The organism is Streptomyces sp. NPDC004051, from assembly GCF_053604275.1.
In genome coordinates, this window is the sequence record NZ_JBSGHG010000070.1 from 1 (window position 1) to 12,741 (window position 12,741).

Sequence of the window (12,741 nt, forward strand, 5' to 3'; positions counted from 1 at the left end):
CTACGAGCGCAAGGCCGAGCACTTCCTGGCCTTCACGAGCATCGCCTGCACCCTCATCTGCTACCGCAGACTCGCCAATTGAGATGACTTCTTAGTCTGATCGGCCCTGTGCCGAGGCCCCGTACGGGGCACCTCCCACCCGCTGCGGTACACCGCGCCTTCTCCCGGGAACCTCTCCTCCGCACCTGACCGACGGAGACAGGAGGTCCCATGTCGCAGGAGGCTGACGAGGCGGTCGATCCGAAAACCGATGCGGACGAAGAGGCGCTGGAGCGTGCCATCGCCGCGGGCCGGTCCGGCGCTCGCCCCGGCGGGACGGACAATTCGAGCCCGCAAAACGCTCTGACCCGGTCCGACGGAAGCTCAGCTGCCCGTAGGCAGCCGAGCGGGGAGTAGGAGGCGCGCCGTGGCGCTGAGGTTCAAGAACAACTACGAGCGCGAAATCTGGACGATGGTCGAGCGGTACCAGCCCAACTGCTCGGCCAGCAGCAACTGGCGGAAGGAGGGCTGGTGGCGGATCGGCCCCGGGGACACCGCCGTCGTCTACGGCGGTGACGCAAAAGCTGTCAACCCGATCTGGTACTGCTACGCCTACGCGGGCGACGGCACCGAGTGGCGGGACAAATACCAGGAGACGGTCCCGCACAGTGTCTTCGAGTGGTGTTCGAACGTCTCGGACTCGAGTTCGCGGACGATCCTCATGCTGGAGTTCACCGTGACCGCCCCGAACTTCACGTTCAACTTCAATCCGTAGACGGCAGACCCGGACGACCGACCGATCCGGGCCACCCGCCCCGGGCGGGAGTCTGTGGAGCGAACGGCCTGTTTTACATTCGGTGGTGACGGAGCGTATTGGTTCGTCGGTGACAGGGCGTGCGGAATGTCAACGAGCCTGTAGATGTGGTTTTTCGGGCTGTCGCCGCTGGTCATCGAGGATGTGACCGACGAGGGCGAGCGGATCGTGGTGCGGGCGCGGACTCCGCAGGACGCTGCGGTCCGTCCGGTGCGCCCCACGTCTGGCTGCTGCCCCACCTTCCGCGAGCAGGCACCTGGGGTGCTGGAGTGCCACCAGCGACGCACGGCCCGTCTGACCAGGAAAGCCAACGCTGTGGTCAAGGAGTCAGCGGGCCGGGCCGGAGCGCCTCTGCCGGCGAGACCCGCGGTAGGCCTGTCGCGTCACACGGCTCTGCGCACCCTGTTGCGCATCCCGTTGCCCGCCGGGCGGGTACCCCGCGTGATCGGCGTCGGTGACTTCGCCCTGCGCCGACGGCACCGCTGTGCCACCGTGGTGATCGACGCCGAGGCCGTCCGAGGCGCCCTGCCGCACGCCGTCCAGGTCGCTGACCGCCGGCATGTGTGGCACAACCTGTGCGAAGCCGCCCTCAGCGAGGTGAAGGCACACAGCACCTGCTGGGCCGCCGTGCTGGACGCGGCCCTGTACGGCGGGCCCCGCGCACAGACGACGCCGGAACGCCGGCCCCACGTCCACGACCTCCTCGACCAGGGCGCGGGCCTGCTCGAGTGCGCCCGCCGACTGCGATCGGCCCGGAACACCGTCGAACGCTACGCCCGCGCCGATCGGCCCGAGCGCACGCTCCGCGTCCCCGAGTACCGTGCCGGCCTTGTCGACCCCTGCCGTGAACATCTGCGTAAACGCCGGGCCGAGGACCCCGCCCCGTCCAGCGCCTCTTCGAAGAGCTCGAGGCCCTCGGCTTCGCGGGCTGCCTCAACCGCTGAGGGGTTCTGCAGGGCGCCTCACCGTTCCGGTCCTGACGGGAGAACCGCACATCACAGGCTTGGCCAAGGGGTACCGGGCACGCCGAGTACTTCTCTGAGAGCCCCCTGCTGACTCCTGGGGGGCGGTACCGGCCCTGTCGGCAGGGTGGAGGGCGCCATGGCGAACAGCCGGAGCAGGCCACAACACCAGGGAATCCGAACACCGGTCGCTCCGGTCACGGAACTTCAACAAGATCGTGTGCCGAGCTTTCCGCGCGGGTGTCACCGGCGGCGTTCCTTCTGATGCCAGAGAAAACGAGCAGCTGTATCGTGATGAATGCGGCTATAAGAGGTTGCGTCGCCGGTCGATCCTGTCGGGGGTCGGTCGTGCGCATTCCCCGCCGCACGACACGAGTCGGGGCGCAGGGTCGCAGCCCGTTCGGCGGCACACACCCTGATCGCGGGAGGCGCAAGCGCCGAGCAGGGTTTCGTCGACCGTCACCCTCGGATGTGGTCATCCCTGTGGTCGGCACATGACGCATGGTCCAACTCTGCCCTGTGCCTGCGATGTTGCCAGTCGATGAGAAGGTTCGGAGAAATGACACGTGATCAGCACACGGGCGTTTCGAACCAGCCCGAGGAGCAGGCCGCTCTCGCTGCGGAGCAGGCCCCGTTCATGGACCCGTCGGAGGGTGTGGGAGGACAAGCGGTTCAGCCGGGTGCCGATGGCCTGGAGCAGGTCGACGACTATCAGCGTCCGGAATACGAGCGGCTGGCAGCCGAAGTGTGGACGGCGCCCACCGCGGACCTGCGTGACATCGGCGAGGCGTCATTCGGCCCGTTGCCACCGGCGGCCGAGACCGTTCACGGAGTGGACGACCGGGTCCGGATCACGAACACGGCGGCTTATCCGTGGCGGGTCCACGCGTCGCTGCTCATCACCGCCGCGGACAACTCCCGGTGGAGCGGGACCGCGTGGTTCGTCGGGCCCCACACGCTGGTGACCGCCGGCCATGTGGTGCACATCAAGAACAGTGGTGTGGCCGGACGCGACGGGTGGGTCAAGAGCATCCAGGTCATGCCCGGTCGCGACGGTACGGCACTGCCTTACGGCTCCGTCACCAGCACCAACTTCCGCTCCGTGACGGGCTGGACCGACTCCGGCGACGAGAACTACGACTACGGCGCCATCATCATCCCCACCGAACTGGGTTCCACCACCGGGTGGTTCGGTTTCGGGGCGTGGCCGGACGCCGACCTGCTCAAGTCCACCGGCAACATCTCCGGGTACCCTGGGGACAGGACCCCCAGCGGCACCCAGTGGTACGACGCCCGCGGCATCAGCTCGGTGAACGCGCTGAAGGTGTACTACGACATAGACACCGCCGGCGGGCAGAGCGGCAGTGCCGTGTACCGCGTCGTCGACGGCGCCCGATATGGAATCGCGGTCCACGCCTACGGCGGAGCAACCGTCAACTCCGGGACCAGGATCACCCGGCCCGTCTATGACAACCTGGTGGCCTGGAAGGCGTGACACTTGTCCGCGCACTGCCGCCCAGCTGCCGAAGGTGGTGAAGACGCCGGTGCCACGCAGTGACTCCCAGTGTCTGATCATTGGAGTCGTGGAGGACGTGAACGGCAGGCCCGTCCCGGACGCCACCGTGTACTTCATCGCCGGGCCGGGCCCGTATCCCGACATCGCCGCGCTGTCCGCGGCCGACGGGAGCTTCACTCTCTCCGTCCGCGACGAGGGTGTCTACACCCTCCAGTGCACGGCACCGGACAGCAGGGTCGCCGAGACACCGGTCACAGCACGCAGCGACCGGCCGACGCGGGTGCGCCTGCGGATCTGAGCCCGCGCACTGCCGGTGGGAGCTGCGGCAGCAGCGTGCCCCCCATGGCTTCGATGCCGAGACGTCAGCACACCCGAAGGAGCTGACGGCGACGTGACCTCACCCGGCACCCACAGAAGGGAACAGTCATGGCAGTGACCCACAACGAGGTATCCGCGAGTGAGGCAGAGGGGACAGCACCCTTCTACTGCGCACAACCCCCGGTGACCGAACCGATTCTGCGCCCGGACCTCAGCCCCGACCGGCTCAGTGCCATACTCCTGAGCCGGACCAAGTGGGTGAACGGCACGGTGCTGCGCTACTGCTTCCTCAACGAGGCCGACGGCGCCCCTGCCGAGCAGCTCGACGAGGTCCGCCAGGCTTTCCGGGACTGGAAGGACATCGGCATCGGGCTGGAATTCCGAGAGGTGGACCAGCCCTCGGAAGCCGAAATCCGCATCGGCTTCCGTCGGAACGACGGCTCCTGGTCCTATGTGGGCCGGGATGCGCTGGGCATCAGCACGCGCGAGCGCACGATGAACTTCGGCTGGGACCTGACCAGCCCGCACGGCAAGGCCACCGCCAGGCACGAGATCGGGCATGCGCTCGGCTTCGCCCACGAACACCAGAACCCGTTCGCAGGCATCGAGTGGGACGAGGAGAAGGTCTACGCCACACTCGCCGGTCCTCCGAACAACTGGCCACGGGAGCAGACCTTCCACAACATCCTGCGCAAGCTTTCCACCAACGAGGTCGAAGGAACCGACTGGGACCCAGAATCCATCATGGAGTACCCCTTCCCCCCTGGCCTGATCCTCCGACCGGAGAAGTACCACCGGGACGGCATACCGGATCCCCTGCACATCTCCGAGCAGGACAGGAAGTACGTCAAACGGTGGTATCCGCCCCTGGAAGACAAGCTCACCGAGATCCGTCCGTTCCAGTCGGTCGAACTGGAGCTCGCCGCCGGTGAGCAGTCGGACTTCGCCATCGTCCCGTCGGAGACGCGGATGTACGAGATCGGCACGCTCGGGGACAGCGACGTCGTCATGGTGCTGTTCGAGGAGGTCGATGGCGAACTGCGCTACTTCACCGCCGAGGACGACAGCGGTGCGGACAGCAACGCCCGGCTGAAGGTCAGGCTCTTCGAAGGACGCCGCTATGTGCTCCGCACCCGGCTCTACTCGGCCTGGGGCTCCGGGAAGGCCGCGCTCATGCTCTGGTGACCGCGTAGCGGAGCTTCCTCTGGTTCCCGGCCTTCGAACCACTGGGCCTGCTCTGCGGTGAACGGCTCCGGTCCCCGGCCGGGGCACACCTCCTGCTCGTCCGAGGCGGTGATCTCGGTGAGCATGCCGATGACCGGGCCGGTCCCGGGGCCTTCCTCCGAGTGGTGGACACGCTGACATCGGATCTGCTTGATCCGGAGGAAGCGAGAAGACCGCTGACGGCGCTGAAGGGCTGCTCGGGCGGGTTCAAGGCCGATGCCGTGGCCTTGGCCCTGGCCCTGGCCCTGTACGAGTCCCCGCCCGGGGCGGCTCACGAGGGGCATCGCTGCCGACCTGGGCATCAACCGGGCCACCCGGCGCGAGGGGCGCCGCGGGACCGCGACCGCCCCGGCCCTCGTCGGGCGGACGGGGAGGCCCGGGTGGCAGAGTGCGAGGCCGGTGAACGGCGGTGGGAGCGGTGGTCCGTCGGTCGCTGCAACCAGCAGTCCGCCCCGCCCCGGCCGGTTCCGGGCTCCGACCGGTTTTGCCGTCGCTCCGCCCGGTGTGCCGGGGAGCGGGCCGCACAGACGTATCACTCGCCCGATCGTGCTAACCCCGGGCCCGGAAGGATCATCCGAGCCGCCCGTACTCATACGCTCCACGAGTGACTCGTACGAACGCCCTGAACACCGGCCGCGACGACTTCCTCAGCTGGGCGACGGGGGAGAGAGGCGTCGCGCTGCCGGCGCGCCTCACGGACGCCGTGCTGACGATGCTCGCGCTGCGCGGAGCGGACCGCAGGGCGGGCGTGCCGGAGCCGACCCCCGGCCTGCTGCGGCAGGTGCTGCACGAGGACCTGCCGCAGCTGCTGTGGGCCGGCGACGACGAGCTGGAGGCCCTGCCCGACGTCCTCGGCACCCTCGCCGACCGGGTCCGGGCAGCGGGCCGGCTCAACGCCAAGCGTCACGCGCGCCTGCTCGCCGCCGTCGAGGACGCCGTGCCCGGCTTCCGCCGCGCCATGGCGGACCCGGCGAATCTGACCTGGCACCGCTGGTACGCGTCGCTGCTGACCGCCGACGGTGTCGACCCGGACGACCCCGCCGCCGTGGAGGCCTGGCTCGACGCCCACGAGAACACACCGCACGCCGACCGGCCGACCCCGCCCGAGCCACTGCACCGCTTCGACCTCGCGGAACGGACGTTCGCCGTGCGGATCCGTCTCGGCGAGGCGCTGCTCGCGGCATTCGCCCGCGACACCCGCGAGGCATCACCGGCGGGCCCGCTGCTGCCCACACCACCGCTGGACGACCGGCGCCCCGACGACGCGCTCAGCAGTGAACTGGAGCGCATCGCCGATGCGCTGACCGACCGGTGGACCGCGGCGGGGCTCGCCGAGGCGTTCGCCGCCCGGCACGCCGCACTCGCCCCCGCCCCGGAGACGATGCCGCACGTCTCACTCGCCGACCGCATGCTCGACGAACACCTCGACTACCACGGCGACTCGTCCGTCCCGCTGCCGCCCCCGCCGGCCGTCCCGTCGCCCGACGAGATCCGGGACCTGCTGCACGCCGCCCCGCTCCCCGCGGCGCTCGCGGCCGGGACCTTCGACGACGAACTGCGCGACGTCGCGGAACGCTGCGGCCTGCCCGGCCCCGCCACCGCCGTGTGGACCGACGGCACCCCGCAGGAACTGCTCGAGCTGGCCGCCGACGTCCTGGCCGCCCAGGCCGAACGGCTGCCGCCGGTCACCGGCCCGCAGGAGGCGTACTCGTTCGACGCGGCGCACCTCCTCTACTCGCTGTACGAACGCGGCAGCACCCCAGACTCGGTCGCCCGCAAGATCGCCGACGCGACGTCCGACGGCCTGCCGCCCGAACTGGAGGACGCTCCGACGCCCGTGTCGCGCCATGCCCCCGACGCCTACGAGCTCCCGTCGCCCGAGGAGCTGTCCCCACTCCTCGGGGTGCCCGCCGTCACGGACGCCGACCGCGCCGCACTCGACGCCCCCGCACACGGCCTGGCGTCGCTCGTGGACCGGCTGGCCTCCACCGGTTGCGTCTTCCGTACCGGCGACGCCTACGGGCTCACGCCGCTCGGCGCCGCCGTCATGCGCCACGTGCTCACCGTCGGCCATGTGGCCGCCCCCGACCAGGAGACCGTGGCGGAGTGGAACGCGGCCGAGACCGTGGCCGCCACCCGTCACTGGCCCACCCGGCTCGCCGCCGCCACGCTCGCCGCGTGGGCCGCGCACCGCGGCGGCACGGACGAGGCATGGGGCGAACTGCTCGACGCCGTCTCCGCGGCCAAGGCCGACGAGGCCGACGCCGTCCGCACGTCCGAGTACTTCGCCCGCCTCGACGTCGCCGCGATCCCCGACACGGCGCTACGCACCGCGCTCACCGACCCGGTGACCGGGGCTGCCGCCCGCGGGCTGCTGCTGGCCCGGGGAGAGTCCGTCCCCGAGGACACGGTCCCGCTCACCGCCCGCGCCACGGTGCTGGTCGAGGAGCTGGACCAGCGCTGGACCGACGACATGCTCGCCCATATGAAGCGCCGGTACGACGCAGACGAGACGGGCACCCCGGCCGCGGCCGACATCCCGCCGACGACCCTGCTCCCCGCCTTCGACACGGCGGCCGCCGCCTGGCCCGGCGGCGCCGCAGCCCTCGCCGACGCCCTGGCCGAAGCGGACCCGGGCACGGCGCTGCGCATCCTGGACACCCTGCACGCCCACCACCCGGACCGCGCGGTGGCAGACGCGGCGGCCCACGCGAAGAGGACGGCGCAGCGGGCAGCGTCCGGGCGCCGCCACTGACACGCCCCGGCCCCGGGCGACGGCCTGCGGGCGAGCCCTGCGGGGCTCGGAAAGCCATCGCTGCACGTCAGGCCGCACCTCGGCATGCGTTGATGACGCCGCCGAGGATCCGACTGCCGCGCACCCGGACCCTCGACGGCCTGATCAGCGGGTACGGGTAAGCCGCCTGACCCGCGGCGATGGCTTTTCGAGCGGCACGCGCTTCACCGACTGCGGTCGAGCAGGCAGGCGAACAACGCGTCCAGATCCTCGGCCGGGCCCCGCGCGAGGGGCGCCCCGCGCAGACAGCGGCGCGCGGCGTCCAGGTGCCGGCGCGCCTCCTCGCGGGCCGCGGCCCGCCCGCCCGCCTGCTCCACCAGCACGGCGGCATGCGCCGCCGCCGCGCCGTCCAGCAGGCCGGGCGCCTCCAGCAGCACCGCCAGTTCCCGTGCGGCCGGTCCGTCCCCGGCCAGCGCCGCGAGCACCGGGTAGGTCTTCTTGCGCAGCCGCAGATCGCCGTGGACGGGCTTACCCGTCACCGCCGGCTCACCCCAGATGCCCAGCAGGTCGTCCACGGCCTGGAAGGCCACGCCCAGATGCCGCCCGGACCGCTCCAGCACCGCCACGGTCCCGGCAGGCGCACCGCCCAGCACCGCACCGAGGGCGAGCGCACAACCCAGCAAGGACCCGGTCTTGCCCTCCGCCATCGAGCGGTACTGCCCAGGGTCCACCGCCCCGGCCCCGCTCCACGGACGCCGCTCGAATCCCAGGTCCTCCGCCTGCCCGCACACGAGCGCGTGGAGCGTCTCACCCAACCGCCGGACCGCGTCCCCCGTCCAGGGGCCCGGTGCCTCGGCCAGGCACTGAACGGCAAGAGCCAGCAGCGCGTCGCCGGCCAGGACGGCCGGACCCGTCCCGTAGGCCTTCCACACCGCCGGGCGCTGCCGCCGCAGGCCGTCACCGTCCATGATGTCGTCGTGCAGCAGGGAGAACGTGTGCACCAGCTCCACAGCCACCGCACCCGCGACAGCCACGCCGCCGTCCGCCCCCACCGCCTCGGCCCCCAGCACGGCGAGCGCCTGCCGCACACCCTTGCCCTCGGAGCCGCCCGGATCCGGCGTCCCGGCCGCATCGCTCCAGCCCAGCGCGTACGCCGCCATCTCACCGGTCCAGGGATGCAGCCGCCCCACCGCCTCCACCAGCGCCGGCCGCACCAGTTCGCGACAACGCCTCAGTACCCCGCCCACCGCGGCACCGCGACCGTGCGGCACCCCCGTCGCAGCGGCGTCCACCGAGCCGGAGAGGGAGTACACCGGTGACAAGGAGGAACTCATCGCAGCCCCTTCACGTCGGCCGTCTGCAGCGCCTCAGCCCCGCCCGCCGGCAGCACCGGCCCCCGGTCTTCGTCCGGCAGCGGCCCCAGCCCCAGTTCAGCCGCCGCCTTCTCCACCATCTCCCGGGCGTGCCGCAGCCCGATGCGGTCGAGCGCTGAGCGCAGCTCCGCCAGCTCGGCGGCGCTCCGCGCAGCGTCCCGGCCCAGCCAGGCACGCGCCTTGACCAGCCCCAGTCGCGACAGCGCCGTCCCCCGCGGCTCCTCGATCTCGCGGAACTCCTCCAGCGCCCGCGCATACAGCTCCCGGGCCTCGGCGTAACGACCAGCCCGGTACAGCACGTTGCCCCGCATCTTGTGGTTGTAGGCGAGGGCGCTCGACAACTGCATCTCCCGGCAGGCCTCCTCCGCCTGGGACAGCAGCGACAGGGCACGCTCCACTTCTCCGTCGCGCGCGGACACCACGTCCGCGATGCCCCGCAGCGCCCATGCCCACCCGCGCCGGTCCTCCGCACGCAGCGCCGTCTCGGCCGCCTCCTCGAACAGGGCCAGCGCTTCGTCATAGGAGCCGGTGTTGCGATGCATCTGCGCGATGCCCTCCAGCGCCCACACCGTGTGCCGTGCCTCACCGCGACGGCGGGCCTCGGCCAGCAACTGCTCGTGCAGCCTCCCCACAGCCGCGTAGTCGCCCTGGATGCGCCCCGTTTCGGCGAGCCCCGCCAGCGAATAGCCCCGTACGACGACGTCACCGCCCCGCTCGCCCATCTCGGCCGCCAGCCGCAGCAGCCGGTACGCCAGAGCGAACGCCCCCCGCTGCCGGGCCAGCGTGCCCCCGCTCCACAGGGCCCACGCCATCGCACCCTCGTGGCCGGCCGAACGCGCCGCCCGGTAGCTCGCCTTCCACGCCCGGTCGGCCTCCTCGATCCGCCCCAGCCTCCGGTGCGCCTCCGCCACGGCCAGCCCGCAGCGGGCCATCTCCCGCCGGTCACCGGCCTGCTCCGCGGCCCGCAGCTCCTCGACGCCCCGGGCGAGCACCTCGGGCAGGGAGGCGTTCACCGACAGCGACCCGAGAGCCCCTTGGTACTCCGGCGCGGAAGCCTTCACCCGCTCCGTCCCACTCACCTGACGTGTCATCAAAACTCTCCTCCGGTCGCCTTGGTGATCAAGATGGCGACGGCATGAGGAGGTTCCGCACGAGCCGCGAAATCAATCTCCTTACGGGTGCCGGCTCATCCTCAAGTGCTACGAGCAGCACCCGAAAGTCGTCGGTGAGATGTACGGCGGCCCTGCGGCCGCCGGCGGCCGCGGATCCGGCCGGTCAGCGTGCCGGCGCAGCCGGCGAGGGTGCCGAGGACGAGTGCCGCCGGCACGCCTGAGCCTGCGGAGACGTAGGGGAGCAGGGGCCCATCGGTGCTGCCTTGACAGAACTTGACAGAACTTGACGGGACTTGACAGGAGAGGGGCGAGTGCCGGGCACCGCTCACCACCACGCCCAGGGTGGTGCCGGCGACGGCGCCGAGCGAGTGGGCGGGGTAGGTGACGCGGTCGAGCAGAAGGCAGCGGCCGCAGCCCCCGCCAGACCAGGACGAGCAACGCCACGTGGCCGAGCCGGTACAGCGGCCGGCACCCGGGAGCGGAGCCGGTGGGCAAGTTCCAGGTGCCGAGCTGGATCCACTGCCGCAGCAGATCACCGGGCTCGGACAGCCGCCCGCTGTTCGTGAAACCGGTCTGTACGCGCCCGGCCGCCCGGTCGTTGGACAGGACCGCGAGGGCGATGGCGACCACGGTGGTGTCCTGGGGCGCGGCGAGCCGCGTGGTGGCCGCGGTCGGCACGGACCGTCCAGGTGGGGGTGTCGCCTCGGGCCGCAGCAGGGTCATGGGGCCGGCGGCCGCCACGGCGACAGCCGTATGCGCGGGCCCCGTCCCGGCGCCACCGGGCGCGGTGCTCATTCACCCACCGGCACGGCTGGTTGCGGTGCCCACCGCCTCCTGGGCCCGCGCCGATGACCGTTCGGTCGCCGGGGGCATTCCGGTGTGCGGGCGGGCGCGCTGTTTCAGACGGCGGACCAGCCGTCGTCGACCGGCAGGATCGCGCCGTTGATGTTGCTCGCGGCGTCCGAGGCGAGGAACAGGATCACCGCCGCCTGCTCCTCCGGCTGCGAGACGCGGCCGAGGTTGACGAAGTGCGGGCCCAGTGCCGTCAGGCCGTGTGCCGTTCGATCGGCGCCCACCGTGATGCCGGTCGCGGTGCCGCCCGGGCAGATCGCGTTGGCGCGGATGCCGTTCTTGCGGTACATCACCGCCAGCGACTTCGTCAGCCCCACCACACCGTGTTTGGCGGCCGTGTACGCGGCGCCCGCCGCGCTGCCGCGCAGGGAGGCCTCGGAGGCGGTGTTCACGATGGCGCCGCGTCCGGCGGCCAGCATGAGCGGCAGCACGGCGCGGGTCAGCATGAAGGGCGCGGTGAGGTTGACCCGGATGAGCCGTTCCCATTCGGTGTCGCTCACGTCGGCCAGTGCCGACATGCTGTCCATGATCCCGGCGTTGTTGACCAGGACGTCGACGCCGCCGAACCGCTCCGCGGCCGTCGCCGTCACCCGGTCGACGACGGTCTGCTCGCTCAGATCACCCGTGACGGCCACCGCCGTGTGGCCGTCCGACTCGATCTCCCCGACGACCGCGGCGGCCCCCTCGGCATCGAGGTCCGCCACCACGACGCGGTCCCCCTGAGCGGCGAACGCGAGCGCGGCCGCACGTCCTATGCCAGATCCCGCTCCGGTGACGATCACGCTGCGTCCGTTCAGCTCGCCGGTCATGAAGTGCTCCGTTCAGTGGGATGCCGACGCGGTGGACCGGTGTCACACCGCGCCGGCAGCCTACTTCTTTATGTCTCTGAGTGACATAAAGTCTGCGCGGAGAGTCTGCGTGGAGAATGGACGCGCCATGGACCATCGCAGCCGGAGGGACGGATGACCGCATCCCGTGGACGGACGGGGCGCCCCCCGCTGACCGAGGAACGCAAGGCCGCCATCCGGCTGGAGATCGCCGGCGCCGCGGTCGACCTGTTCATCGCCCAGGGCGTCGCCGCGACCACGGGTGAGCAGATCGGGCAGGCGGTAGGCGTCTCGGCGCGGACCGTCTGGCGCTACTTCCCCACCAAGGAGAGCTGCGTCCGGCCGCTGCTGACGACCGGTGTCGACACGATCGCCACCGCCCTGCGGCAGTGGAGCCCCGGCAGGCCTCTGCAGGACGCCTTCGACCACCTGTGGACCACCGACGTGCTCCTGCCCGGACCGGACGTCGGCGCCCTGCTGCGCCTGGCCCGGACCGAACCGGGGCTGCGCGCCGTCTGGCTGCAGACGCACGACGAGGCGGAACCCGTCTTCTCGCGCGCCCTCGCCGAGCGGGCCGGACTGCCCGCCGATGACCTGCGGCCGGCCGTCTGGGCCGCGATGCTCAATGCCGCCCTGCGCGCGGCCGTCGAACACCACGCCTATCGGACGGCAGGGCCCGACACCGGTTCCGCGGCCGCCCGCGCCGACCTCGTGGCGACCGTGCGGACCGCTCTGGCCGTCGCGGCGGCCGGCATCGCCTGATCTCGTCAGGCGCGCGCTTCGTTCCGTCCGCACGCGGGGGCGTCGGACCATGCTCGCTGGAGCGGCCGTCGAGGGGGAAGGGCTCGGCCGCCGGCAACCCGCACCCCCTGGTGCGAGCACCCCGGGGCGCGACGCATAACATCACTGTGTCTGCTCTGACTTCACGATTTCGCGGGGGGGTGCCCCTATGGGTTTCGTCAACCCGTGGGGGCGGGTTGGGGTTCGTAGAAGGTGCCGTCGCGGAGCATCGCGAAGAGCACGTCGGCTC

At 71.6% G+C, this 12,741-nt stretch carries 9 protein-coding genes and 1 pseudogene; 7 read left to right on the top strand and 3 right to left on the bottom strand.

The window, feature by feature from the left end; translation table 11 throughout:
- Positions 1–406 precede the first annotated feature (406 nt).
- The 6 genes and pseudogenes from ACWEQO_RS34190 (at position 407) to ACWEQO_RS34215 (ending at position 7,568) form a co-directional block, all read left to right on the top strand.
- A complete protein-coding gene (locus tag ACWEQO_RS34190; RefSeq protein ID WP_361462386.1) occupies positions 407–754 on the top strand; it encodes a DUF1036 domain-containing protein in 348 nt (115 codons plus the stop codon).
- A gap of 144 nt (positions 755–898) precedes the next feature.
- A pseudogene (locus tag ACWEQO_RS34195) lies at positions 899–1,731 on the top strand (ISL3 family transposase); the annotation flags it as partial.
- A 583-nt stretch (positions 1,732–2,314) separates the two neighbouring features.
- Positions 2,315–3,250 (top strand): trypsin-like serine peptidase, encoded by a 936-nt coding sequence (locus ACWEQO_RS34200; RefSeq protein WP_452986417.1) that lies wholly within the window; start codon positions 2,315–2,317, stop codon positions 3,248–3,250.
- Positions 3,251–3,338: 88 nt separating this feature from the next.
- Positions 3,339–3,569 (top strand): hypothetical protein, encoded by a 231-nt coding sequence (locus ACWEQO_RS34205; protein ID WP_452986418.1) that lies wholly within the window; start codon positions 3,339–3,341, stop codon positions 3,567–3,569.
- A 128-nt stretch (positions 3,570–3,697) separates the two neighbouring features.
- Positions 3,698–4,774, top strand: a complete 1,077-nt coding sequence (locus tag ACWEQO_RS34210; RefSeq protein ID WP_452986419.1) for a M12 family metallopeptidase — start codon at positions 3,698–3,700, stop codon at positions 4,772–4,774.
- A gap of 643 nt (positions 4,775–5,417) precedes the next feature.
- Positions 5,418–7,568 carry a hypothetical protein gene (locus ACWEQO_RS34215; RefSeq protein ID WP_452986420.1) on the top strand — a complete coding sequence of 717 codons (2,151 nt, stop codon included), beginning with the start codon at positions 5,418–5,420 and terminating at the stop codon, positions 7,566–7,568.
- 203 nt (positions 7,569–7,771) lie between these two features.
- Here ACWEQO_RS34215 and ACWEQO_RS34220 read toward each other — a convergent pair whose 3' ends face one another.
- The 3 genes from ACWEQO_RS34220 to ACWEQO_RS34230 form a co-directional block, all read right to left on the bottom strand.
- Entirely contained in the window at positions 7,772–8,881 is a 1,110-nt protein-coding gene (locus ACWEQO_RS34220) for a polyprenyl synthetase family protein (protein WP_452986421.1), read from the bottom strand.
- Positions 8,878–10,011, bottom strand: coding sequence for a tetratricopeptide repeat protein (locus ACWEQO_RS34225; RefSeq protein WP_452986422.1), 1,134 nt, complete (start codon positions 10,009–10,011; stop codon positions 8,878–8,880). The genes ACWEQO_RS34220 and ACWEQO_RS34225 overlap by 4 nt, the downstream gene beginning before the upstream one ends.
- A 920-nt stretch (positions 10,012–10,931) precedes the next feature.
- Positions 10,932–11,693, bottom strand: a complete 762-nt coding sequence (locus ACWEQO_RS34230) for an SDR family NAD(P)-dependent oxidoreductase (protein WP_452986423.1) — start codon at positions 11,691–11,693, stop codon at positions 10,932–10,934.
- Between the two features lie 153 nt (positions 11,694–11,846).
- Here ACWEQO_RS34230 and ACWEQO_RS34235 point away from each other — a divergent pair, with 153 nt between their 5' ends.
- The gene (locus ACWEQO_RS34235) at positions 11,847–12,473 is read left to right on the top strand and encodes a TetR/AcrR family transcriptional regulator (protein ID WP_452986424.1); all 627 of its coding nucleotides are present in this window, start codon (positions 11,847–11,849) and stop codon (positions 12,471–12,473) included.
- Positions 12,474–12,741: the final 268 nt, after the last annotated feature.

What these genes read in the sequence shown, in the direction of transcription:
- ACWEQO_RS34200 (WP_452986417.1), top strand. Translation starts at nt 2,315, where the DNA reads ATGACACGTGATCAGCACACGGGCGTTTCGAACCAGCCCGAGGAGCAG.
- ACWEQO_RS34210 (WP_452986419.1), top strand. Translation starts at nt 3,698, where the DNA reads ATGGCAGTGACCCACAACGAGGTATCCGCGAGTGAGGCAGAGGGGACA.
- ACWEQO_RS34220 (WP_452986421.1), bottom strand. Translation starts at nt 8,881, where the DNA reads ATGAGTTCCTCCTTGTCACCGGTGTACTCCCTCTCCGGCTCGGTGGAC.
- ACWEQO_RS34225 (WP_452986422.1), bottom strand. Translation starts at nt 10,011, where the DNA reads ATGACACGTCAGGTGAGTGGGACGGAGCGGGTGAAGGCTTCCGCGCCG.
- ACWEQO_RS34230 (WP_452986423.1), bottom strand. Translation starts at nt 11,693, where the DNA reads ATGACCGGCGAGCTGAACGGACGCAGCGTGATCGTCACCGGAGCGGGA.
- ACWEQO_RS34235 (WP_452986424.1), top strand. Translation starts at nt 11,847, where the DNA reads ATGACCGCATCCCGTGGACGGACGGGGCGCCCCCCGCTGACCGAGGAA.